The organism is Nonomuraea guangzhouensis (genome assembly GCF_019396345.1).
GTDB lineage: Bacteria > Actinomycetota > Actinomycetes > Streptosporangiales > Streptosporangiaceae > Nonomuraea > Nonomuraea guangzhouensis.
On the sequence record NZ_JAHKRM010000001.1, the window covers coordinates 576,107 to 599,850 of the forward strand.

The 23,744-nt window shown below is 69.1% G+C and carries 18 protein-coding genes; 10 read left to right on the forward strand and 8 right to left on the reverse strand.

Translation table 11 applies throughout. From position 1 onward, the window contains the following. Positions 1-47: 47 nt before the first annotated feature. From KME78_RS02670 to KME78_RS02690, 5 genes are all read right to left on the reverse strand, one after another. Positions 48-1,733 (reverse strand): DUF4434 domain-containing protein, encoded by a 1,686-nt coding sequence (locus KME78_RS02670; RefSeq protein WP_219527079.1) that lies wholly within the window; start codon positions 1,731-1,733, stop codon positions 48-50. Between the two features lie 131 nt (positions 1,734-1,864). Further along, on the reverse strand, positions 1,865-4,447 hold the full coding sequence (locus tag KME78_RS02675) for a family 78 glycoside hydrolase catalytic domain (RefSeq protein ID WP_219527080.1): 2,583 nt from the start codon (positions 4,445-4,447) through the stop codon (positions 1,865-1,867). Between the two features lie 17 nt (positions 4,448-4,464). After that, complete coding sequence (locus KME78_RS02680; protein WP_219527081.1) at positions 4,465-5,292, reverse strand: carbohydrate ABC transporter permease; 828 nt, start codon at positions 5,290-5,292, stop codon at positions 4,465-4,467. Continuing rightward, the gene (locus KME78_RS66965; protein ID WP_219527082.1) at positions 5,289-6,236 is read right to left on the reverse strand and encodes a carbohydrate ABC transporter permease; all 948 of its coding nucleotides are present in this window, start codon (positions 6,234-6,236) and stop codon (positions 5,289-5,291) included. The genes KME78_RS02680 and KME78_RS66965 overlap by 4 nt, the downstream gene beginning before the upstream one ends. After that, complete coding sequence (locus KME78_RS02690) at positions 6,233-7,540, reverse strand: ABC transporter substrate-binding protein (protein WP_219527083.1); 1,308 nt, start codon at positions 7,538-7,540, stop codon at positions 6,233-6,235. Before KME78_RS02690 ends, KME78_RS66965 begins: the two co-directional genes overlap by 4 nt. Before the next feature lie 250 nt (positions 7,541-7,790). On the opposite strand from KME78_RS02690, the gene KME78_RS02695 reads away from it, so the two are divergent. After that, entirely contained in the window at positions 7,791-8,675 is an 885-nt protein-coding gene (locus KME78_RS02695; RefSeq protein ID WP_219527084.1) for an NAD-dependent epimerase/dehydratase family protein, read from the forward strand. Here the strand turns inward: KME78_RS02695 and KME78_RS02700 are convergent. Continuing rightward, positions 8,665-10,638 carry a family 10 glycosylhydrolase gene (locus tag KME78_RS02700; RefSeq protein WP_308126779.1) on the reverse strand — a complete coding sequence of 658 codons (1,974 nt, stop codon included), beginning with the start codon at positions 10,636-10,638 and terminating at the stop codon, positions 8,665-8,667. The genes KME78_RS02695 and KME78_RS02700 overlap by 11 nt on opposite strands. Positions 10,639-10,820: 182 nt before the next feature. Between KME78_RS02700 and KME78_RS02705 the strand changes: the two genes are divergently transcribed. The 9 genes from KME78_RS02705 (at position 10,821) to KME78_RS02745 (ending at position 22,041) form a co-directional block, all read left to right on the forward strand. Next, positions 10,821-12,329, forward strand: a complete 1,509-nt coding sequence (locus KME78_RS02705; protein ID WP_219527086.1) for a golvesin C-terminal-like domain-containing protein — start codon at positions 10,821-10,823, stop codon at positions 12,327-12,329. Between the two features lie 221 nt (positions 12,330-12,550). Beyond that, positions 12,551-13,642 (forward strand): ABC transporter ATP-binding protein, encoded by a 1,092-nt coding sequence (locus tag KME78_RS02710; protein ID WP_219527087.1) that lies wholly within the window; start codon positions 12,551-12,553, stop codon positions 13,640-13,642. Then, the gene (locus tag KME78_RS02715; RefSeq protein ID WP_219527088.1) at positions 13,635-14,729 is read left to right on the forward strand and encodes an ABC transporter ATP-binding protein; all 1,095 of its coding nucleotides are present in this window, start codon (positions 13,635-13,637) and stop codon (positions 14,727-14,729) included. Before KME78_RS02710 ends, KME78_RS02715 begins: the two co-directional genes overlap by 8 nt. Then, the gene (locus KME78_RS63825) at positions 14,726-15,685 is read left to right on the forward strand and encodes a carbohydrate ABC transporter permease (RefSeq protein WP_219527089.1); all 960 of its coding nucleotides are present in this window, start codon (positions 14,726-14,728) and stop codon (positions 15,683-15,685) included. Before KME78_RS02715 ends, KME78_RS63825 begins: the two co-directional genes overlap by 4 nt. Positions 15,686-15,690: 5 nt before the next feature. Further along, complete coding sequence (locus tag KME78_RS02725) at positions 15,691-16,533, forward strand: carbohydrate ABC transporter permease (protein ID WP_219527090.1); 843 nt, start codon at positions 15,691-15,693, stop codon at positions 16,531-16,533. Positions 16,534-16,535: 2 nt separating this feature from the next. Next, a complete protein-coding gene (locus tag KME78_RS02730) occupies positions 16,536-16,808 on the forward strand; it encodes a DUF2160 domain-containing protein (RefSeq protein ID WP_219527091.1) in 273 nt (90 codons plus the stop codon). Between the two features lie 20 nt (positions 16,809-16,828). Then, positions 16,829-18,592, forward strand: a complete 1,764-nt coding sequence (locus KME78_RS02735; protein WP_219527092.1) for an ABC transporter substrate-binding protein — start codon at positions 16,829-16,831, stop codon at positions 18,590-18,592. 90 nt (positions 18,593-18,682) lie between these two features. Further along, complete coding sequence (gene recD2 / locus KME78_RS02740) at positions 18,683-20,797, forward strand: SF1B family DNA helicase RecD2 (protein ID WP_308126780.1); 2,115 nt, start codon at positions 18,683-18,685, stop codon at positions 20,795-20,797. Positions 20,798-20,817: 20 nt separating this feature from the next. Next, positions 20,818-22,041, forward strand: coding sequence for an acyl-CoA dehydrogenase family protein (locus KME78_RS02745; protein WP_219527093.1), 1,224 nt, complete (start codon positions 20,818-20,820; stop codon positions 22,039-22,041). 91 nt (positions 22,042-22,132) lie between these two features. Here KME78_RS02745 and KME78_RS02750 read toward each other — a convergent pair whose 3' ends face one another. Beyond that, complete coding sequence (locus tag KME78_RS02750) at positions 22,133-23,008, reverse strand: hypothetical protein (protein WP_219527094.1); 876 nt, start codon at positions 23,006-23,008, stop codon at positions 22,133-22,135. Then, on the reverse strand, positions 23,005-23,583 hold the full coding sequence (locus KME78_RS02755; RefSeq protein WP_308126781.1) for an RNA polymerase sigma factor: 579 nt from the start codon (positions 23,581-23,583) through the stop codon (positions 23,005-23,007). The genes KME78_RS02750 and KME78_RS02755 overlap by 4 nt, the downstream gene beginning before the upstream one ends. Positions 23,584-23,744: the final 161 nt, after the last annotated feature.

The following is a 23,744-nucleotide window of genomic DNA, read 5'->3' on the forward strand; positions in this document are numbered from 1 at the left end:
GGCGGCGCCACCGCCTCGGTGAAGCACCCCGGACGTCGCGGACGGCGTCAGGCGGGGATGACGTACGAGTTGGTGGTGGAGTGGCCGGCGCCGTTCACGGCCGTGATGTACAGCCACGGCCGCCGGGGATCCACGTCGGCCGGGGCGGTGAAGGGGATCCAGGCGGCGGTGGATTCGTCCGGTCCTTGGGGAACGGTCACCGTCTTGGCCCCGCCTCCGGCCCGGGCGTACTGGACCTTGACCGTGCCGCCCGCGAGGTCCCTGCCCTTGACCGCGATCCCGGCCGCGTTCCTGGTCGCGCCGAGGATGAGCGGCTCGTTCCAGGAGGCGTGGAGGTCGTCGCTCAGCGACGGGGTCATCCAGTCGATCTGGCACGTCAGGAACGGGTCCCAGCCATACGAAATCACCTTGGTCACAGCCGCCCCGGCCGCCATGATCTGGGCGTCGAGCCGTTTCTTGGTCGTCCGGCCACGCAGCGGCATCGGGTCGGCCCGGCCGCACTCGCCGGGCACCGGGGCGGGCTCGAAGGCCTCCGCGTTCACCCACAGCTCCACCCCCGGCGGCCGTGACCGCGCCGCCGCCTGGATGTAGTCGTAGGTCGAGCCGTAGTACGCCTGCCGGTTGGTGACGTCGCCCACCACCGGCACCAGCCGGGGATCGACCTTGGCGTCCGCCTCGTCGAGGCCGTAGACGGGCGTCTTGCCGGTCCCGCGCCCGTCCTGTACGGCGACGATCATGGGCGCGCCATGCGCCGTAGCGGCGATGGCGAGCATCCCCGCCCCCACGCGCTCCGGCGGGAACCCCTTGTCCCTGCGCGCGTCGAAATAGGGGCTGACCAGGATCTTCTTCCCCGGCAGCGCGGCGGCCACCACGGCATGCTGGGCCTGGTAGAGGTCGATGGTCGGATCGACGCTGGGCCGCGACTTCACCGCCAGCTCGAACGACTGGTACACCCCGGCGAACGCCGCAGAGGCCCCGTACCTGCCCCGATAGTCCGTCAGCACCCGCTCGGTGAACGCGGTCACGGCGCCGAGGTGCGCCAGGTCCGGCAGCCACGGCCGCTTGACGTCCTGCGGCGCGGCGGGCAGCCCGGGGAACACCTTCATCCCGTACGCGGCCGCCTCCGCCATCAGGTTGCCCAGCCCGTCGCCGTCGGTCGCGATCAGCACGAGGTCGTACGGGCCGCTGGTGCAGGACTTGCCCAGCAGCAGCCGGTAGTAGACCCGCCCGCCGCTCTCGATCCGCCGGTCCAGCGCCGGGCAGCGCAGCAGGCCGTCGCCGAACAGCTCGTTCGCCGCGTAGCCGTACACCCGGCGGATGCGCGGGACCGCCTCGCGGGCGGCCTGGTAGCAGCTCTTCCCGCCCTCGACGCAGCCGGCGAAGTCGGGATCGGGCGCCCCCTCCTTGAGCAGCCGCCCCGCCCGGTCGACCCGGCTCGGCACCAGGCGCGGGCCGAACGTGATGAGCGTGTCGGCCCCGACCCCGTGGATCGCCTCCACGGTCCGCCGCGTGACGCACGGGTCGGAGCGCGGCACCAACCAGTAACCGGTGATCGCGTACGGCGCGGTGACCCGCATGTCCCGCGCCGGGCACACCGCGTCAACCGGCGTCGCGGTCACAGCACGCACACCGGAAACAGCGGGCGACGCGGCCTCGACCCGCCCGAGGGAAACGACGGCGGCCGCCATCACCGCCACGGCCGCGACCAAGCGCAGGACCCACCCGGATACCAAAGGACCTCCTCGCGCGAGCGTCCCCTCGCGGCCAGAACGGTCGTACCCGTCAGATCACTCAATGCACCTTACCGACCCAGCACACCGCGCACCCGGAGCGGCGTCGAAGACGGCCGCCCCGGGTGCCACGCTCAAGCCACCGAATCGTCAGCCGGATCCCGGTACGGAGCGGTGAACGTATGCATCCCCGCCCCCACCTCGACCGGTTCGCCGGAGGGCAGCGAGACCTCGGCCGTCGTCCCCGGCGGTACGGACACGGTGACCGTGAGGTTGCCGCCCGACCGGGACCAGGCCACCGCCGCCGGACCGTACGGCGTGTCGTGCTCGGCGGAGGCGTGGGTGAGGCCGGCGCCGGGGCGCGGTGCGACGCGGATGCGGCGGTAGCCGGGGGCGGCGGGGGCGAGGCCGGCCAGCGTGCCGTGCAGGAAGTCGGCGACCGCGCCCAGCGCGTAGTGGTTGAACGAGGTCATCTCGCCGGGGTTGACCGAGCCGTCGGGCAGGAGGCTGTCCCAGCGCTCCCAGATCGTGGTGGCGCCCATGGTCACCGGGTACAGCCACGAGGGGCATTCGCGCTGCGTCAGCAGCCGGTAGGCCGTGTCGTACTCCCCGACCGACGCCAGGGCGGCGCAGACCAGCGGCGTGCCGACGAAGCCGGTGGCGATGCGGTAATCGTCCGCCTCGACCAGCTCGGCCAGCCGCCTGCCCTGCCGGGCCCGCTGCTCCGGCGTCTCCGCCAGGTCGAGGTGCAGGGCCAGCGCGTAGGCGGTCTGGCTGTCGCTGACCAGGCGGCCCGACGGTGAGACGTACTCGCGGCGGAAGGCCGCCCGCACCTGGGCCGCCAGCTCACCGTACTTCTCCGCGTCGCCGCTCCGGCCCAGCAGCCGCGCGGTGTCGGCCAGGACCTGCGCGGTCCACGCGTGGTAGGCGGTGGCGATGAGGTACGCGTCGGTCCTGGCCTTGCTGGGCCGGTCCGGCGGCGCGGCGGGGTCGAGCCAGTCGCCGAACTGGAAGCCCTCGTCCCACAGGTGGTCGTCGCCGGCGATGCCCGCGATGTGGTCGACCCACCCCTTCATGCTGTCGTACTGCGCCTCCAGCACCCCGAGGTCCCCGTAACGCTCGTAGAGCACCCAGGGCACGATCACCGCCGCGTCACCCCACGCCGCCGCCGGATTGGCGGGGAAGCCGAGGTCCACCCACGGAATGTAGTAGGGCACCATGCCCGACTCGTCCTGGTCCGCGGCCAGGTCGGCCAGCCAGGAGCCGAGCGTGCCCGCGCAGTCGTACAGGAAGCTCGCGGTGGGGGCGAAGACCTGGATGTCACCGGTCCAGCCGAGGCGCTCGTCGCGCTGGGGGCAGTCGGTCGGCAGGTCGACGAAGTTGCCACGCATGCTCCACACCACGTTGTCGTGCAGGCGCTGGAGCTGGGGGTCCGAGCAGGTGAACCAGCCGGTGCGGCGCATGTCGGTGTGGCAGACGACGGCCTGGACGCTGTCGGGGCCGAGCTCGCCCGGCCAGTCGATCAGCTCGGCGTAGCGGAAGCCGTGCATGGTGAAGCGCGGCTCCCACTCCTCCGCCGCGCCGCCCGCGAGGGTGTACTCGTCCTGGGCGGCCGCGTTGCGCAGCGGGCGCCGCGACAGGACGCCGTTCTCCAGGACCTCGGCGTGGCGCAGTGTGACGGTGTGGCCGGCGGGGCCTTCGACGCGGATGCGCAGGCGGCCGGAGATGTTCTGGCCGAAGTCGAGGATCGTCTCGCCGCCGGGGCCCTGGATGACCTCGACGGGACGCAGCGTCTCCACCCGGCGGACCGGCGGACCGGTGGGGGCGACGAGCAGGCCGGGGTCGTGGTCGACGACGTCGGCGGGCAGCCAGGAGCTGTCGTCGAATCCGGCCGAGGACCAGCCGGCGGGCATCAGGCGGGCGTCGTGCTTCTCGCCGTCGTACAGGCTCGCCGCGAGGATCGGGCCGCGGGCGCAGCGCCAGGAGCCGTCGGTGGTCACCACGTCGGTCGAGCCGTCGGCGTAGCCGACTTCGAGCTGGGCGATGAGCGCGGTACGCGAGCCGTACGTCTCGACCCGGCCGTCCCTGAAGCCGACGCGGCCGCGGTACCACCCGTCGGCGAGCATCGCGCCGATGGCGTTGTCGCCCTCCGACAGCAGCGCGGTGACGTCGTGCGTACGGTAACGCAGCCGGTGGTCGTAGGTCGACCAGCCCGGCGCGAGCACGTCGTCGCCTACGACGTGCCCGTTGATCTCCACTTCGTACAGGCCGTGGCCGGTCACGTACAGGCGCGCCCGCTCGACGGGCCCGCGGACGGCGAAGCCGCGCCTGAGCATGGTCGCGGGCCCGTCCGGCGCGCCGACCAGCTCGGTGGGCGGCGCCGCCGCGCCCGCCTGCCACTGCTCCGCGTCCAGCAGCCCGGCCTCGACCGAGTTCCACTCGCTCCACTCGCTCGTCCTGCCGTCCTGACCGCGGACCCGCACGCGTACGTCCCGGCGCTCGCGCGAGCTCAGGTCGTCACCGGGCCACGGAACCAGCACGGATTCCGAGCGCCCGGTCGCCGAGACGACCTTGCCTTCCGCATCGCGGATCTCGACGTCGTAGCCGTGCTGCAGCCAGCCGGGACGGTCGTTGCGGACCGTCCAGGACAGCCGTGGCCTGGGTTCTCCGATGCCGATCGGCTCTCGGTGGTGCTCGAAACGCAGGTCGATGGTCATGCGGCTCCTCTGAGCGGTCAGCCCTTGACGGCGCCGGCGGTCATCCCGGCGACGATCTTGCGGTTGAAGAAGATGAAAGCGAGCAGCGGCGGGATCGTGATGAGCACGATGTCCATGAACAGCAGGTTCCACTGCGTGCTGTACTGGCTCTGGAAGTTGTACAGGGTGAGCTGGACGGTGGCGTTCTCGTCACCGGGCAGGAAGTAGAGCGGGTTGACGAAGTCGTTGAAGACGGCGACCGACGTCGTCAGGATGACCGTGATCGTCACCGGCCGGAGCAGCGGGAAGATCACCTTGAAGAACAGCTTGAACCCGGTGCAGCCGTCGATCATCGCCGCCTCGTCCAGCTCGCGCGGCACCGCCGACACAAAAGCACGATAAAGCAGCACTGAGTACGACATGTGGAAGGCGACCTCGACCAGGATGAGCCCCGGCAGCGTCTTGAACAGACCGATTGTCTGGAGCACCCAGATGGTCGGGACGATCGCGGGCGGGATGATCAGCCCGGACAGCACCAGGAAGTTGACCACCGACCGCATCCGGCCCGCCCGGCGCTGGAGCACGAACCCGGCCATCGAGCAGAAGACCACGAGCAGCGTCACGGCGGCGACCGTGAGCACGGTGCTGTTGACGAAGGCCCTCAGCAGGACGTAGTCGCGGGCCTCGATCACCTCGACGAAGTTCTGGACCACGGGCCAGCTCGTCGGCCAGCCGAAGTCCAGCTCTCCTGACTGGACCTCGTCCTTGACCGCCGTGAGCACCATGAACGAGAACGGCACGACGAAGATGACGACGGCCAGGACGACCGCGACGAGTTCGAGTCCGGACCTCCGCAGTGCCCTCATGCGGCGACCTCCCTGGCGCTCAAGAAGCGGGTGAGCGGCACGACCAGCGCGGTGACCACGATGAAGAGGATCACGTTCCCGGCGGTCGAGAGGCCGAAGAACCCCGCCTGATACTGCTTGTAGATGATCGAGGCGATGACGTCGCTGGTGAAGCCGGGCCCGCCGCGGGTCATCGTCCAGATGAGGTCGAAGGAGCGCAGCCCGCCGATGAACGACAGGATGATCACCGAGTTGGTGGCGGGCCAGCTCAGCGGCAACGTCACATACCTGAACCGGTGCCAGGCGCTGCCGCCGTCGACCGCGACCGCCTGGTAGTAGTCGCGCGGGATCGACATCATGCCCGCGATGTAGATGACGGTGGCCAGGCCGACGCCCTTCCAGACGTCCACGAGCGCCACCGACAGCAGCGCGGTGTTCGCGTCGCCGAGCCAGTCGGGGCCCGAGATGCCCACCAGGGCCAGTGCCTTGTTCACCAGCCCGGTGTCAGGCTTGAGCAGCACGCTGAACGTGATGCCGACCGCGACCGTGCTCACCAGCACCGGGAAGAACACCACCGAACGCAGGAAGCCGCGCATCTTCAGCCGCGAGGTGAGCACGACGCCGAGCGCCATCCCCAGGACGACCTTCAGCCCGCTGGTGGTCACCGCGTAGATCAGGGTGTTCTGGAAGCCGATCCGCAGGTTCTGCTCGGCGAAGAAGTCGGTGAAGTTCTCCAGCCCCACGAAGGTGCTGTCGAACAGGGTCCACCTGGTCATCGAGAAGTAGAAGGCCATGATCGTCGGGACCAGGAAGACGACCGTGTAGACGATCCCCGCGGGCACGTAGAACAGGTAGGGGTACGGGTTGCCACGCCCGTCCTTACCCTTCCGCGCGGGGGCACGCCGCCCGGCCGCCGCTGTGGGCGGCTCGGACGACGTGACCGTGTCGGGCCTGGAGGAGGTCACCACCCTGCGAGTCCCAGTTGCTTGGCCTGCTTCTCCACGTCCTTGTCGTACTGGGCCGCCCCCTCCGCCGCGGTGGTCAGGCCGGAGCCGACCGCGACCGTGATGTTCTCCAGGGACGGGCCCTTGACCGGGGAGACGAACTCCAGCGCGGGCGCCGCTTCCTTCTTGTCGAGGTAGCCCTGCAGGTCCTTGGCCACCTGGACCGCGTCGGCCGGCAGCGCGGCCCCCTTGATCCGGTACGGGCCGGCCGGCGGCGTCGCCTTACCGATGGCCGCCGCACCCGCCGGGGAGGCGATGAAGGCCAGGAACTTCTTGGCGGCGTCGAGCTTCTTGGTCGTCTTGGGGATGTAGGCGGCCCCCGGCTCCCAGACCGTGGCGCCGTTCTTCGCGGTGTCGTCACCCGGGAGGGCGAAGAAGCCGACATCGGTGCCCACCTGCGGGAACTTCCCGATGAAGCCGGGCACCACCCCCGTGAGCATGGGATAGTGCACGCCCTGGCCCTCGGCGAGCAGCTTCATCCCCGCGTCCAGGGTGGCCGAGCCGAAGCCCTTGTTGAGATACCCCTTGGCCTGCACCTCTTCCAGGCGCTTGAAGCCGGTCAGCGCGGCCGGGGTGGTGGCGTACTTCGCCTTGTTGGCCGTGTAGTCCTGCGCGAAGGTCGGCGAGGCGGCCTGGACGTTGAAGAAGTCGGCCAGCACGAACAGCTGTGAGGTCCACGTGTCCTTGAACGTGGAGATCACCGCCGTCAGCCCGGCGGCCTTGATCTTGTCGTTGTTGGCCGTGAACTCGGCCCAGCTCTTCGGGACCTGGAGTCCGAGCTTCTCGTAGACCTTCCTGTTGTAGAGGATGCCGCCTCCGGTGGCGGTGCCCGTGGGCACGCCGTACACCTTTCCGGCCTGGGTGACCACGGGCAGGTACGTCTCCTCGACGTTCTTCATGACCGGGTCGCCTGTGAGGTCGACGAGCGTCTGGCCGGGATTCAGCGCCTGGAGGAGGGAGCCGGAGTTGTACCAGAAGACGTCGCTCATCTCGCCGGTCGACAGCTTGGTCTTGATGATGTTGTCGCCTTCGGTGCCCGCCGGGCGGGACTCCGTCTCTATCTTGATCTTCGGATTGGCCGCCTCGAAGGCCTGGACGACGGCTTTGGCCGAGTTGACCGTCGCCTCGCCGTTGTCGTAGAGGAAGGAGATCGTGACGCTGCCGTCAGAGGCGGTCGTCCCGCCGGACGAGCCGCATGCCGCCAATGAGAGGAGGGGGAGGGCGGCGAAGAAGGCCACCCCAAGCCTGTGACGCGTGGTCTTCATAACAACCCCTTGGGGCTCGAAGCTTAAATCGTTTCAATGGCCTCGTTAGGGCGTTAACATAGGCTTTACATTCCGGGAGCGTCAAGACTTTCCTGCGGTAACGAAACGGAAACGTATCAGTAGGCCCACCGCGCGTCCGCCCCTTGAGACCCCCGAACCACCCACCTGAAGCGAAACGATTCAAAGCCTTCAGTGCCGACGACCCGGCCCCTATCCTGGACGTTCGACCCCCGGTGCCTAAGGAGCCCCCATGCACGTCGTCGTCACAGGTGCTCATGGAAAGGTCGGACGGGCGGCCACCCAGGCCCTGCTCGAAGCCGGTCACGAGGTGACCGCCGTCGATCTCACCCGCCCGATCTGGGAGCGGCACGAGCCCGGCGCCCCCCACTACCAGCAGGCCGACCTGACCGACGCCGGGGCGGCGTACGCGGTGGCCAGGGGCGCCGACGCGATCGTCCACACCGCCGCCATCCCCGTGCCCACCACCAACCCGCCGCACGTGGTCTTCCAGAACAACCTGATGGCCACCTTCAACATGCTGGAGGCGGCGATCAGGTTCGGCGCGACCCGGTTCGTGAACATCTCCAGCGAGACCGTGCCCGGCTTCTTCTTTCCCGAGCGCCCGTTCCTGCCCGACTACGCGCCCGTGGACGAGGAGCACCCGATCCGGCCGCAGGACCCGTACGCCACCGCCAAGCACTTCGGCGAGCAGCTCATGGACGCCGCCGTACGCCGGTCAGACATCCGATGCATCTCCCTGCGCCCGAGCTGGGTGCAGCACGAGGGCAACTACGAGCGCAATCTCGGCCCGCTGATCCGCGACGACGCCCAGCCCGGGCCCGGAATGTGGACCTACATCGACGTCTACGACCTGGCCGACGCCATCGTGCTGGCGACCGAGTCCGACCTGCCGGGGCACGAGGTGTTCTACATCGCCTCCCCCGACAACGCCGGCGGCCGCGACTTCGCGAAGGCCATGCGGGAGCATTACGGCGACACGATCCCGCTGCGGCCGCTCGCCCGTCCCGACGCCTCCGGCATCTCCTGCGCCAAGGCGGTGCGCCTGCTCGGCTGGGCGCCCAAGCGCTCGTGGCGCGACTACCTCGACGAGGAGGGCCGGGCGCTCACGAAGTGACCTTGGTGATGCGGACGGCGTCGGCGATGACGTAGCCCGTCGTGGTGGTCCAGCGGCTCACCCCGACCACGTTGTAGGTGCCCGCGTTGAGGGTGTACGTGCCGAGGGTCCGCCACTGGCCGCCGCCCGTGCGCTGGTCCACGGCCACGCTCTGGTTCCCGCCCGAGGCCGCCACGATGTACGGCGTGGCGCTGTTGTAGCCGGCGTTGGCGGCGTACCAGACCTCCACCCGATAGCTCCCGGCGCTGGGGATGGCCGCCTGGTACCAGGCCGGGTCGCTGGCCGCGACGGGGTCGGCGAAGCGGTAGTCGGCGCCGTAGAGCTGCGCCGAGAACGATGAGGTGCCCCAGTTCGGGCCGGCGGTGAACCCGGCGTCGGAGTTGTCGACCACGACGCTGAACGCGCCCGAGCCCGAGCCCGTCACCACCGAGCCCGCGCTCGGCGCGCTCTCCTGGTGGGTCCGGTTCAGCGCGGTCACGTAGTAGGTGTAGGTGCCGGTGGCCGTCGCCTTGGTGTCGGTGAAGGCGGTCTGCCTGGTCGTGCCGAGCAGGTTGCGGGCGTCGGCGTACGCGCACGGATCGGCGGCCGGCTGGGAGCCGTCGACCCGGTAGATCGCGTAGGCCGTGGCTCCACTCGCCTGCCACGAGAGCGCGACTCCGCCTGAGCCCCTGGTCGCCGCCGTGATCGTCGGAGCCGCGGGGGCGGCGGCGGTGCCGCGGGCGGGCGGCAGGGCGGGCTTGGTGTAGTGGGCGGCGACCAGCGCGGCGATGGCGCCGATCCGGTTGGCCTTGACGTCCTTGGCGCTGAAGTAGATGTCCCCGGCCACCTCGGGGTGCTTCCTGTTGTCGTACAGGTGGTCGCTGAGCTCGGCGGCATCCTGCCAGGCCGCGTCCTGGCCGCTGGCTCCCGCCCGGTAGGCGGCCTGACCGACGACCAGTTGGACGCCGGTCCCCCGCACTACGCCCGACCACCAGGCGGTCAGCACCGCGTAGTCCGCCGCGCTGTAGCCGATGTTCCAGTAGATCTGCGGCGCGAGGTAGTCGACCCAGCCCTGCTTGACCCAGAGCCTGCTGTCGGCGTAGATCGCGTCGTAGGACTGCAGGCCCGACGTGCTCGATCCGAGCGGGTCGGTGCTCGCGTTGCGCCAGATGCCGAACGGGCTGATGCCGAAGGCGACCCAGGACTTGGCGGTGTGGATGCGCTGGTCCAGTTCGCGTACCAGCAGGTTGACGTTCTCCCGCCGCCAGGCGGCGATGCTGCTGAACCCGCTGCCGTACTGGGCGTAGGTCGCGGCGTCCGGGATGGTCTGGCCGCTGACCGGATAGGGGTAGAAGTAGTCGTCGAGGTGCACGCCGTCGAGGTCGTAGCGGGTGACGGCGTCCATGATGGCGTCCTCGATGAAGTCGCGGACCTCCGGGATGCCGGGGTTGTAGACCAGCTTGCCGCCGTAGGCGAACCGCCAGCTCGGGTGCGTACGTGCCGGGTGAGTCGCGACCAGCTTGCTCGGGTCGTCGTCGTTGGCGATCCGGTACGGGTTGAACCAGGCGTGGAACTCCAGGTTGCGGGCGTGGGCCTCGGCGACCATGAAGGCCATCGGGTCATAGCCGGGGTCCTTGCCCTGGGTGCCGGTCAGCCACTGCGACCACGGCTCGTACGACGAGGGCCAGAACGCGTCCGCCGTCGGCCTGACCTGCACGAACACCGCGTTCATCCGCTTCGACACGGCCAGGTCCAGCCATGCGCGAAACTCCGCCTGCTGGGTCGCCACGCTCAGCCCCGCGCTGCTCGGCCAGTCGATGTTGGCGACCGACGAGACCCACATCCCCCGTAACTGCCTCTTGGGCGTCGCGGGATCGGTCGTGCACGCCGCGGCCGAGACCGCGGGAGCCGTTGCGGGCACAACGAGAGCAGTGAGCACCAGGGTGATCGTGGCCAGGATGGTGCGCAGGGGGTGCGTGGTCACGAAAAGAAGTTTCATCTTCTGTCGACCAGAGCGCAATAGTCTTCACTCAATCGAGGGGGCCCAACTTTCGCGGCCACTGCACGGGCGGAAAGTTTCTTCTAACTCGCCAGTAATGTCAATTATCGACATTTGTCAGGAACGCGCTTACTGTGCAGCCGTCGACTCGAATCGAGGGAGCTCCCATGTCACTCTCCCCCAAGCGATTAACCGCTCTTGTCTCTTCGGTCCTCGCCGCCCTCCTGGTCTTCGCCGGCCAGCCCGCCATCGCGGCCAAGGACACACCACTCTCCGATGCGTTCGCCCGCGCCGCCGCGGCCCAGGACGTTCCCCGTGACCTGCTCGTCGCCCTCGCCTACGCCGAGACCCACCTCGACGGCCACAACGGCGAGCCCAGCGCCAGCGGCGGATACGGCGTGATGCACCTGGTCAGCAACCCCACCACGAAGGCGCTGGAGAAGGCGGCCGGGCTCACCGGGCTCTCGGCCAAGAAGCTGCGTGCCGACACCGAGGCCAACATCCTCGGTGGCGCCGCGCTGCTGCGTGCCAACGCCGACGAGCTGGGCCTCGACCAGGCCGCCAGGAAGGACCCCGGCCGCTGGTACGAGGCCGTGGCCAAGTACGGCAACACCGCCTCGCCCCAGCTCGCCCGCCTCTACGCCGACGCGGTCTACGAACTGCTCGGCCTCGGCATCCAGACCAAGGACGTCCGCGTGGCGCCGCAAGAGGTGACCGCCGACCGCGGCCAGTACGCCGACACGCGCTCGCTCAGCGCCGAGGCGGCCAGCCCCGACTACCCGGACGCCACCTGGACGGCCGCCAGCTCCAGCAACTACACCGCCTCCAGCCGCCCGTCGGCCTACGCCATCGACCGCGTCGTCATCCACGTGACCCAGGGCTCCTACGCCGGGACCATCTCCTGGTTCCAGAACTCGGCCGCCCAGGTCTCGGCCCACTACGTGGTCAAGTCGTCGAACGGCGCCATCACCCAGATGGTCCGCGACAAGGACATCGCCTGGCACGCCGGCAACTGGTCGTACAACACCAGGTCCATCGGCATCGAGCATGAGGGCTACGTCAGTGAGGCCTCCTGGTTCACCGACGCGATGTACCGCTCCTCGGCCGCGCTGACCCGCTACATCTGCGACAAGTACGGCATCCCGAAGGACCGCAGCCACATCATCGGCCACTCCGAGGTGCCCGGCGCCGACCACACCGACCCGGGGCAGTACTGGAACTGGGCCACGTACATGAGCTACGTGACCGGTGGCGGCGGCACCCCGTCGTGGACCACCACGGTCGACAACGCCACCTCCGGCCAGTTCACCGCCAGCGCGAACTGGGGCACCTCCACCTACTCCACCCAGCGCTACGGCGCGGACTACCGGTTCGCCGACCCCGTGGCCGCCAGCGACCCCGCCTGGTACCAGGCGACCATCCCCAGCGCGGGCACCTACCGCGTGGAGGTCTGGTATCCGGATGACGCCGGCTACAACAGCTCCGCGCCGTACATCGTCGCCGCCTCCGGCGGCAACCAGACGGTGTACGTGGACCAACGCTCCGGCGGCGGCAGCTGGCACAGCCTGGGCACCTTCTCCCTCAACGCGGGCACCGCCAACGTCGTGGGAGTCAGCCGGTGGACCTCCGGCACCGGCTACGTCATCGCGGACGCCGTCCGCATCAGCAAGGTCTGAGATCCATCTGGTACGGCCCGTGCCCGATCGTGCGGGCCGTACTTGTTCGTCGTGCCCAAATAACCGCCGATAAATATATGCGCATTCGCTAATAAAGCGGCGGATGGAAACTTCCCCCTTTGCACGCTGAAGCAGAGCATGTTAGATGGAGGGGTCTTGGCCGACCACGCATCGGGGCGGCGTGGCAGTCGATCCGGACTCCGGCAAGGAGGCTCGTGCACATGGCGCTGGTTCTCGACGGCGTCCGCGTACGGCAGCGCGGGGAAACCTGGCTGCACGACATCCACCTCGAATTATCCAGCGGAATGACCACCCTCGTCGGCCCGATGGCGGCGGGGAAGACGACGCTGATGCGCGTCGTCGGGGGGCTGCTTCCGCCCGACGCGGGGCGGGTCGTGGTGAACGGAAAAGACGTAACGGCTATTTCCGTGCGCAAACGCTCGGTCGCCTTCGTCTATCAGCAATTCATCAATTATCCCTCGCTCTCGGTCTACGAGAACATCGCCTCACCGCTGCGCCTGGCGCGCTCCTTTCCCAAGAAAGATATGGATCGCCGGGTGCGCGAGGTCGCCGAAATCATGGGCATCGGCGACCTGCTCGACCGCCGGCCCGCCGAGCTGTCGGGCGGCCAGCAGCAGCGCACCGCGATCGCCCGCGCGCTGGCCCGGCCGGTCGACGTGCTGCTGCTCGACGAGCCGCTGGCCAACCTCGACTTCAAGCTCCGCGAGCAGCTGCGCGGCGATCTGAAGGACATGTTCCGCGACTCGCCGAGCGTGGTCCTCTATTCGACGGCCGACCCGGCGGAGGCCCTGACCTTCGCCTCGCCGACGGTGGTCCTGGGCGAGGGCCGGGTGCTGGACGTGGGCGACGTGGCGGACATGTACGCCCAGCCGCCGACGCTGGCCGTCGCCGCGACGCTCAGCGACCCGCCGCTCAACCTGCTGCCCGGTGTGGTGCGCGACGGCCGGATCGAGTGCCTGGGCAGCTCGTTCCCCGCCCCCGGCGCGCACGCCTCGGGACGGAACGTCGTCCTCGCGGTCCGCCCGCACCAGGTGACGATCGAACGGAGCGGATCCGACGTGCTGGAGTTCCCGGCGGAGATCAGGCTCGCGGAGGTGACGGGCAGCGAGACCTTCCTGCACCTGATGCTGGCCGACGGGCGGCACCTCGTCGCCCAGCTCGCCGGTACCCAGCTCTTCACCCCGGGTGAGCGGACCGTGGCCTACGTGGACCCGGCGCACATCTTCGTCTTCGACGACGCCGGCGGGCGCCTGCTCGCCACCTCGGCCGCGGAGGTCGACCTGCATGGCTGACATCCGGCTCGAAGGCGTGGGGCACAGCTACGACGGCGGCCGGACCTGGGCGTTGAAGCCGATGACGTGGACGTGGCGGAGCTCCAGGGCGTACGCGCTGCTCGGCCCGAGCGGCTGCGGCAAGACGACGCTGCTGAACATCATCTCGGGGCTGCTCTCCCCGACCGTGGGGCGCATCTGGTTCGACGACCGCGAGGTGACCGCCGTGCCGACGGCGGGCCGCAACATCGCGCAGGTCTTCCAGTTCCCGGTGCTGTACGAGGAGATGTCGGTCTACGACAACCTGGCCTTCCCGCTGCGCAACCGGAAGTATCCCAAGGCGGAGATCGACCAGCGGGTGCGCAGGGTCTCGCAGCTCCTCGGGCTGGACGAGCACCTCAAGCGCCGGTCGCGGCGGCTGGACCCGGGCCGGCAGCAGATCGTCAGCCTGGGCCGCGGGCTGGTCCGCTCCGAGGTGGCCGCCGTGCTGCTCGACGAGCCGCTCACCGTCGTGGACCCGGCCTTGAAGTGGACGCTGCGCAGCAAGCTCAAGGAGATCCACCGCGACACCGGCCACACGCTCATCTACGTCACCCACGACCAGACCGAGGCGCTGACCTTCGCCGACGAGGTCGTGGTGCTCAACGAGGGGGCGATCGTGCAGGCGGGCGAGCCTGCGGAGCTGTTCCTGTCGCCCGCGCACGAGTTCGTCGGCCACTTCATCGGCTCGCCCGGCATGAACGTCGTGCCCGCCGAGATCGCCGACGGCCTGGTCAAGGTGGGCGGGACGGACGTCGGGCAGGCTGTGGGCGAGCTGGAGCCGGGGCCCGTGCACATCGGGGTGCGGCCGGAGTTCGCCCGGCTCGGCGCCGGGGAGACCTCGCCCGGACTGCCCGTACGCGTGACGTCGGTCGACCGGATGGGCGCCTACAACCTGGTGCACGTCCAGGCCGGCGACCACCCGATGATCGCCAAGACGGAGGCGGATGCCCGGTTCACGCCGGACGCCGTGGAGTTCCTGCACTTCGCACCGGATCGGGCGTTCCTGTTCAGGGACGCGGTCCGGTGCGGGTCCATCGCACCGCTGGACGGAGAGGGCGCACCGTGACCGAGCAGAGCGTCACAGTCGCGGGCAGCCCGGTGGGCGGCGAGATCGTCACCGCCGCCGCCCCGCAGGACGGCACGCCCGACACGCGGGTGAGCGTCAAGCCGAAGAACAACCGCGCCTGGTTCCTCGTGCTGCCGGTCGTCATTTCGGTGGCGTTCACCGCGGTGATCCCACTGATGACCGTCGTCAACTTCTCCGTCCAGGACATCTTCAGTCCCGACGACCGGATCTTCGTGGGGCTGGAGTGGTTCAGATCCGTCTCCCGCGACCCCGAGATCCGCGCCGCGTTCGTGCGGACCCTGCTGTTCTCGGCCCAGGTGCTGCTGCTGGAGATCCCGCTCGGGGTGGCGCTCGCGGTGGCGATGCCGCGGCGGGGCGTCTGGGTGTCGGCCGCCCTGGTCATCGTCGCGTTGCCGCTGCTCATCCCGTGGAACGTGGTGGGCACCATCTGGCAGATCTTCGCCCGCGCCGACATCGGGCTGGGCGGCTGGACGATCAACAACGTCCTGGGCGTCGACTTCAACTACACCCTGGACTCCACCGACGCCTGGATCACGGTCCTGATCATGGACGTGTGGCACTGGACCCCGCTGGTGGCGCTGCTGGCCTACGCGGGGCTGCGGTCGATCCCCGACCCCTACTTCCAGGCCGCGCAGATCGACGGGGCCTCCGCCTGGGCGACCTTCCGCCACATCCAGCTGCCCCGGCTGCGCGGGGTGCTGACGATCGCGATCCTGCTCCGGTTCATGGACAGCTTCATGATCTACACCGAGCCGTTCGTGGTGACCGGGGGCGGGCCGGGCAACGCCACCTCGTTCCTGAGCATCCTGCTGTCGAAGATCGCCGTCGGGCAGTTCGACCTGGGGCCGGCGGGCGCCTTCTCGCTGCTGTACTTCCTCGTCGTACAGATCGTCTCCTACGTCTTCTTCACCGTACTGACCAGGGCAGGGAGGTGACCGCGATGGCCGACGAGCAGGTCGCCGTGGCGCGGCGGGCCAGGCGGCAGCTGCCATGGGCGCGGGCGGTGTTCTGGCTGTACGCCGCCACCCTGATGCTGCCGTTGCTGTGGATGTTCGGCATGTCCATCCGCCCGAACGAGGACATCCTCGGCAGTTTCTCGCTCATTCCGCAGCGGACCACGCTCGACAATTACCGGACGTTCTTCACGGACCCGGTCTGGTATTCGAGCTACCTGAACTCCATCATCTACACGTCCATGAACGCGGTGATGTCGCTCATCGTGGCGCTGCCGGCCGCCTATGCCTTCTCCCGGTTCAGGTTCGCCGGGGACAAGCACCTGTTCTTCTGGCTGCTGACGAATCGCATGGCGCCGCCGGCCGTCTTCCTGCTGCCCTTTTTCCAGATTTATCAGAGCGTGGGGTTGTTCGACACTCATCTCGGCGTGGCCATCGCGCACATGCTGTTCAACGTCCCGCTCGCCGTCTGGATCCTCGAAGGGTTCATGTCCGGAATACCGCGCGAGATTGATGAAACAGCGGCGATCGACGGCTATTCCCTGCCGCGATTCTTCCTGCGGATCTTCCTGCCGATGATCCGCTCCGCCGTGGGCGTGACGCTTTTCTTCTGCTTCATGTTCAGCTGGGTTGAGCTGCTCATCGCCAGGACCATCACCTCGGTCAACGCCAAGCCCATCGCCGCCACGATGACCCGGACGGTGAGCGCGGCCGGAGTGGACTGGGGGCTGCTGGCCACGGCAGGCGTGCTGACCATCATTCCCGGCGCCATCGTCATCTGGTTCGTCCGCAACTACGTGGCCAAGGGCTTCGCGCTAGGGAGAGTCTGACGATGCAGTGGATGGTGTGGACCCTCCCCACGGCCCTGGTCTTCATCGGCCTGGCGCTGCTGCTGTGTGGCATGGCGGTCTGGGGCCACTTCTCGCCACCGGTCGCCCGGCGTGGCTTCCTGCGCATCGAGACCGACCGTGGTGACCGCTTGTACATCGGCCTGATCAGCGCGGCCGTCGTACTCGCCGGCTGGATCGCCGTCACCGACCTGTCCATGTGGCTGGCGCTGGCGTGCGCGCTCCTGGTGACGATCGTGATCGGGATTTGGGGCTGACCGAAGGAGGCATTCAGGCGATGAGACGTCTTAGGGGCAGAACCACGGCGGTGGGTCTGGCCGTGCTCGTCCTGCTGGCGAACGGCTGCTCGAGTGGTGAGCAGAAACCCCAGAGCAACTTCACCGAGGCCGAGGGGAAGGCGGCGGCGCAGAAGTGGGTGTCGAGCGAGTTCACGCCGAGCACCCTGTCCAAGGACCAGCAGCTCGCGGAGATGGACTGGTTCACCAAGGCCGCCGCTCCCTACCGCGGCATGGAGATCAACGTCGTCTCCGAGACGATCACCACCCACGAGTACGAGTCGCAGAAACTCGCCAAGGCGTTCACCGACATCACCGGGATCAAGGTCAAGCACGACCTGATCCAGGAAGGTGACGTGATCGAGAAGCTGCAGACGCAGATCCAGGGCAACCAGAACATCTATGACGCCTACGTCAACGACTCCGACCTCATCGGCACCCACTCCCGCGGCAACTACGTCTTCCCGCTGTCCGACTACATGGCGGGAGAGGGCAAGGCGATCACCTCGCCCACCCTCGACCTGAACGACTTCATCGGCACCAGCTTCACCACCGGACCGGACAAGAAGCTGTACCAGCTGCCCGACCAGCAGTTCGCCAACCTCTACTGGTTCCGCTACGACTGGTTCACCAACCCCACGATCAAGAAGCAGTTCAAGGAGGCCTACGGCTACGACCTGGGCGTGCCGGTCAACTGGGCGGCCTACGAGGACATCGCCGACTTCTTCACCAACAAGGTGAACAATAACGGCACCATCGACGGCAAGAAGGTCTACGGCCACATGGACTACGGCCGCAAGGACCCCTCGCTCGGCTGGCGCTTCACCGACGCGTGGCTGTCCATGGCCGGCAACGGCGACCCGGGCATCCCCAACGGCCTGCCGGTGGACGAGTGGGGCATCAGGGTGGAGAACTGCCGCCCGGTCGGCTCCTCGATGACCCGCGGCGGCGACACCAACGGGCCCGCCTCGGTGTACGCGCTGACCAAGTACGTCGACTGGCTGAAGAAGTACGCGCCGAAGGAAGCGGCCGGCATGAACTTCAGCGAGGCGGGACCGGTGCCGGCGCAGGGCAACATCGCCCAGCAGGTCTTCTGGTACACCACGTTCACCGCCGACATGACCAAGCCGGGCCTCCCGGTCGTCAACGCCGACGGGACGCCGAAGTGGCGCATCGCGCCCAGCCCGCACGGCATCTACTGGAAGGAAGGCAACAAGCTGGGCTACCAGGACGCCGGCTCCTGGACCCTGCTGAAGAACACCCCCAAGGAGCGCAGGGCCGCGGCCTGGCTGTACGCCCAGTTCGTCACGTCCAAGACGGTCTCGCTGAAGAAGTCGATCACCGGTCTGACCTTCATCCGCGACTCTGACATCAAGAGCGACTACTTCGCCAAGAACGCGGCCAAGTACGGCGGCCTGATCGAGTTCTACAACTCGCCGGCCCGCAAGCAGTGGACGCCGACCGGCACCAACGTGCCCGACTACCCGAAGCTGGCCCAGCTCTGGTGGCAGAACGTGGCCACCGCCGTCACCGGTGAGACCACCGCCCAGCAGTCGATGGACAACCTGGCCAAGCAGCAGGACGACATCCTGTCCCGGCTGGAGCGCCGGGGCGGCAACTGCGCGCCCAAGCTGAACCCTGAGCAGTCCGCCCAGTACTGGCTGGACCAGCCCGGCGCCCCGGTGCCGAAGCTGGCCGACGAGCGCGGCAAGCCGGCGACGCTCGACTACGACAAGCTCATCGCCACGTGGAAGACCGGAGGCTGATCAGTCGCGGCGGGACCGGCGGGTAATCTGTCGGTCCCGCTTCTTAGTGTGCCTACACGGCCAGTAAGCGCGAATGATTGGATCAGTGCCGTGGAGGCCTCTGTCGAGCAGCTCGTGTACGTCCGCGAGGACGAATACACGGTTGCCCGGATGAGCGCCGAATCCACACCCTCCTTCGTCGCCGCGGGCCGCGCGCTGGCCGGTGTCCAGCCGGGAGAGACGCTCGAGCTCACCGGCGAGTGGGGCGAGCACCCCCGCCACGGCCGGCGCTTCACGGTGACGGCGTGCGAGCGGGTCGTGCCGTCCACCACCCGGGCCATCCAGCTCTACCTGGGCTCCGGCCTGATCCGCGGCATCGGCCCGCGGCTCGCCCAGGCCATCGTCGGCCACTTCGGCGAGGCGACGCTGACCGTCATCGACACCGAGCCCCAGCGGCTCACGGAGGTCGTCAACATCGGCCCGGCGCGGCAGGGCCAGATCCTGGAGGCGTGGCGGGAGCAGAAGGAGATCGCCGCGCTGATGGTGGTCCTGCAGGGCTTCGGGGTCAGCCCGCTGCTCGCCGCCAAGATCTTCCAGGTCTTCGGCCGCGACTCGGCGGAGCTCGTCGCCTCCGACCCGTACCAGCTCATCGGCCGGGTGCGCGGCATCGCGTTCGGCACGGCCGACAAGATCGCCCTGCAGTCGGGGGTGCCGGAGCACAGCCCGCAGCGGATCAAGGCGGCGCTGCTCGACCGGCTGGAGAGCGCCGCCGCCAGGGGCGGTCACTGCTACCTGTCGATGACCGCGCTGCTCACGCAGACCGCCGAGCTCGTGGAGCAGGATCAGGACGTGGTGCGGCCGATGATCGACGCCCTCACGGCCGAGCGGCGGGTGGTCGTCGAGGCGGCCCCCGACCAGATCGTGGTCTACGGCAAGGAGCTGCACAGTCGCGAGCTCAAGCTGGCCGAACACGTCGACAGGTTGTGGCGGGCCCGCTCGACGCTGCCCATGCGGCCCTTCCAGGAGGACCCCGCGCTGCACGACGACCAGAAAGCGGCCGTGACCATGGCGCTGACCAGCACCGTCTCGGTCCTCACCGGCGGTCCGGGCTGCGGCAAGAGCCACACGGTGCGGGTGATCGCGGCCACCGTGCGGGCGATGGGCGGCCGGGTGACGCTCGCCGCGCCCACCGGGAAGGCGGCCAAGCGCCTGTCGGAGCTCACCGGCCTGCCCGCCATGACCATCCACCGGATGCTGGCCCAGCAGCCCGACCCGGACAAGCTGTTCGACCAGACGCCCGCGCAGGCCGACCTGATCGTGGTCGACGAGGCGTCCATGCTGGACCTGCACCTGGCCACCCGGCTCACCTCGGCCATCCCGTCGGGCAGTCATCTGCTGCTCGTCGGCGACAGCGACCAGTTGCCGAGCATCGGCCCCGGCAGCGTGCTGGCCGACCTGCTGCGCGTCGAGGAGATCCCGCGCGTACGGCTCACCCACGTCTTCCGCCAGGCCGACGGCAGCGGCATCATCCAGAACGCCCACCGCATCAAGGCCGGGCGGCTGCCCGCGATCCCGGGCGGCGGCGGCTTCTGGTTCGAGGAGCTCGACGATCCCGAGGCCGTCGCCGAGCGGGTCGTCCACCTGGCGACGGTGGCGATCCCGCGCAAGCAGGGCGTCGAGCCGGGCCAGGTGCAGGTGCTGTGCCCGATGCGCAAGGGCGTGGCGGGCACCGCCGAGCTCGGCCGCAAGCTCCAGGAGCGGCTCAACCCCGCGCGCGACGACCGAGCCGAGCACTGGTCGGGCACCTCGGCCTTCCGGGTCGGCGACCGGGTCATGCCGATCCGCAACAACTACGACAAGGGCGTCTTCAACGGCGAGACGGGCACGATCACCGACATCGTCCAGGAGCAGCGGCTCGTGGAGATCGTCATCGACGACGGCGACACGGTGACCTACGGCTTCGACGAGCTCGACGACCTGACCCATGCCTACGCGATCAGCGTGCACCGCTCGCAGGGCAGCGAATATCCGTTCGTGGTCGCGCCACTCGTCGCCGAGTCCGGCGGCATCATGCTGCGCCGCAGGCTCCTCTACACCCTGGTCACGCGGGCCCGGTCGTGGGTGGTGCTGGTCGGCGAGCGCAAGGCCCTGGAGCTGGCGGTCGCCCGGCTCGGCGACCGCCGCAACACCGGCCTCACCCGGCGTCTGGCCCACCTGCTGGCCTGACATTCCCCTGAAGGAGCACCATGGCGATCGACTTCACCCTCGCCCCCGAGCACGAGGAGATCCGCGACCGGGTCCGGGCCTTCATCCAGGGCACGGTCGTCCCGGCCGTCGAGGAGGTGCCGGAGAGCGACCGCGAGGCCTACCTGCGGACCATCTTCCGGCTGCGCGAGAAGGCCAAGGCCGAGGGGTTGTGGCTGCCGCACATGCCCAAGGAGTGGGGCGGCATGGGCCTCGGCCACGTCGAGCTGGCCATGGTGCAGTCGGAGGCCGCCAAGACCCGGCTCGGGCCGTGGGTGCTCAACTGCATGGCGCCCGACGAGGGCAACATGCACACGCTGCTGCACTGGGCGAGCGACGAGCAGAAGGAGAAATACCTGCGTCCCCTGCTTGAGGGGAGCAAGATGTCGTGCTTCGCGATGACCGAGCCGGAGGTCGCCGGTTCCGACCCGACGCTGATCCGTACGCGGGCGGTGAAGGACGGCGACGAATGGGTGATCAACGGCCACAAGTGGTTCATCTCCAACGCCCGCCGGGCCGGCTTCGCCATCCTCATCGCCAGGACCGAGCTCGACCTTCCCGAAGGCGCGCGCGGCGCCAACACCGCCTTCCTCGTCGACCTGCCCTCGCCGGGCTGGAACGACATCCGCGAGGTCGAGACCATGCACGGCTCGACGGGCCACAGCGAGATCGTCATCACCGACCTGCGCGTGCCCGACGACCAGGTGCTCGGCGGGCGCGGCAACGGCCACCGGCTCGGCCAATACCGCCTGGGCCCGGCCCGGCTGGCGCACTGCATGCGCTGGATCTCACAGGCGGAGACGGCGCTCGACATGATGGTCGACCGGGCGCTCAACAGATACAGCCACGGTTCGCTGCTCGCCGACAAGCAGGGAGTGCAGTGGCTGATCGCCGACTCGGCCATGGAGCTGTATCAGTGCAAGCTGATGGTGCTGCACGCCGCGTACAAGATCGACAAGGGCGAGGACTTCCGTACGGAGGTGTCGATGGCCAAGCACTTCGTGGCCAACAGCCTCAACCGCATCATCGACCGGGCGATCCAGGTGCACGGGGCGCTCGGGTACTCGACCGACACGCCGCTGGCCAGTATGTTCCAGCACGCCCGCTGGGCCAGGTTCGCCGACGGGGCCGACGAGATCCACCAGATGCGGATCGCCGAGCGGACGATCGCCGCTTACCGCGACTCAGGCTCCACCGCCGCAGCCACCGGCGGTCTCCCCCTGTGACCCGCCGTCTGGGGCCGGCTTGGCATCCTCGCGCTGCCAGCGTTCGGCAACTGGCACCGTACGGACGACCGAGGGCTGTCCGCGCTGGACCCTAACTGGGCGGGCAGTTCTCGCCCCGGCGGCCTCCTGGCTCCTGCGGCTCGGACCCCTCGTACACGCTCAGGGTCGCCTTGCCCGGCTCCGTCATGGAGCCGTTCTCCACCAGCCACGAGTCCGGCACCGACTGCTTCGTTCCGCCGGTTAGGGGGTCCATGTCCTCGAAGTTCTGGATGGTCACGCCACGCTCCTGCAGCATGCCGCGCACCTCGGTCACGGTCCGGCCGATGTAGGGCAGGCAGTGCAGCGGCTCGCCCAGGCCGTCGATCGTGGTGCTGTTCGCGAACGGCTCGCCGGGCCGGGCCTCGCGCCCGAGCGTGATGTCGGCGGGTCCCTGGAAGTTCTCCGGGATCTTCACCCCGATGGGGCAGCCGCCCATCTTGTCGCAGGTCCCCGGCTGGTCGATGGTCTTGATCTCGTCGAGGTACCGGCCCTCGGTGGGCGAGGTGGGGAAGATGGAGCCCACCCACGACGGCGTCGAGGGGATGACCGTGAGGGTCACGTTCAGCCCGGCGTCACGGAGCTGCGCCTGGTACGTGCCGGCGTCGGCGTACAGGTCCTTGATCTCGATGACGTAGTACCCGTCCTCCTTCTTGATGTCGAGCGCCGCGGCCGTCCCGGGTCCGAGACCGAGCCCGGTGGGCAAGAGCCAGCTCAGAGCGAGGAACGCGGCGGTCAGCAGGGCCACGCCCGGCACCGCGGCGCGCAGGATCAGCGGCCGGCGCGCGCGCCGCACTGCCGGTGCGACGGCCCTGGCTGTGGCGGGCTCGGCGGCCATGATGTCGCGCATGAGCTCGTGGGCCGCCTCGGTCATGCCGGGCCCGGCGCCAGGGGACAGGTGGGTGACCACGCGGTCCACCCTGTTCTTCATGATTTTCCCTCCGCGAGTGCGACGGCGCGCAGGCCGTAGGTGGTCAGGTCGAGGTCGGCGCTCGCCAGTTCCTTGGCCAGCCGCTGGCGGGCGCGGTGCAGGCGCAGCCGCGCCGCTCCGCGCGAGCAGCCGAGCACCTTGGCGATCTCGGCGCTGCTCAGCCCTTCCCAGCCGACCAAGGCGAGCAGTTCCCGGTCGTCGGGCGACAGGCGTCTGAACGCCTGGTGGGTGGCCTCGCCGTACCGGTCGGCCACCGGCCTGGACCATGTGGACAGCTCCGCACGCAGCCGCGCGGACAGCGCCGATCGGCGCTCCTCGGCGCGGAAGTGGTTGGCGAGGACCCGCCGGGCGACGGCGTACAGCCACAGCCGGGCCTCGTCCCTCACGGGAATGTCGTCCAGCCGGCGCCAGGCGGTCGTGAACGTCTCGGCGATCACGTCGGCGATGTCGTCCGTGGACTCGGTACGTCGCGCCACATAGGCGGCGATGGCGGGATAGTGCGCCAGGTAGAGCTGCTCGAAGCGTTGCTCCGGCGCCTGGGGCCCGATGTCGCCTTCTCTCCGTTGTTTGGACACATCTCAGCAGATGTCCGGCTTAGCAACTCTGTTTCACAAGAAAGCCCATTTTCTCGAAAGGCTCAGTTTTCACCGGAGACCCGGTAACACCCTGCCGCATCCGGACATTTGCTCATGCGTTGCCGCTGAACGTACCTGAGCGTCGTCGGCGGCGATCGGTC

Bases quoted from the DNA above. Each gene is read 5' to 3' on its own strand.
- KME78_RS02675 (WP_219527080.1), bottom strand. From the start codon at position 4,447: ATGACCATCGACCTGCGTTTCGAGCACCACCGAGAGCCGATCGGCATC.
- KME78_RS02680 (WP_219527081.1), bottom strand. From the start codon at position 5,292: ATGAGGGCACTGCGGAGGTCCGGACTCGAACTCGTCGCGGTCGTCCTG.
- KME78_RS02690 (WP_219527083.1), bottom strand. From the start codon at position 7,540: ATGAAGACCACGCGTCACAGGCTTGGGGTGGCCTTCTTCGCCGCCCTC.
- KME78_RS02695 (WP_219527084.1), top strand. From the start codon at position 7,791: ATGCACGTCGTCGTCACAGGTGCTCATGGAAAGGTCGGACGGGCGGCC.
- KME78_RS02705 (WP_219527086.1), top strand. From the start codon at position 10,821: ATGTCACTCTCCCCCAAGCGATTAACCGCTCTTGTCTCTTCGGTCCTC.
- KME78_RS02710 (WP_219527087.1), top strand. From the start codon at position 12,551: ATGGCGCTGGTTCTCGACGGCGTCCGCGTACGGCAGCGCGGGGAAACC.
- KME78_RS02715 (WP_219527088.1), top strand. From the start codon at position 13,635: ATGGCTGACATCCGGCTCGAAGGCGTGGGGCACAGCTACGACGGCGGC.
- KME78_RS02725 (WP_219527090.1), top strand. From the start codon at position 15,691: ATGGCCGACGAGCAGGTCGCCGTGGCGCGGCGGGCCAGGCGGCAGCTG.
- KME78_RS02730 (WP_219527091.1), top strand. From the start codon at position 16,536: ATGCAGTGGATGGTGTGGACCCTCCCCACGGCCCTGGTCTTCATCGGC.
- KME78_RS02735 (WP_219527092.1), top strand. From the start codon at position 16,829: ATGAGACGTCTTAGGGGCAGAACCACGGCGGTGGGTCTGGCCGTGCTC.
- KME78_RS02745 (WP_219527093.1), top strand. From the start codon at position 20,818: ATGGCGATCGACTTCACCCTCGCCCCCGAGCACGAGGAGATCCGCGAC.
- KME78_RS02750 (WP_219527094.1), bottom strand. From the start codon at position 23,008: ATGAAGAACAGGGTGGACCGCGTGGTCACCCACCTGTCCCCTGGCGCC.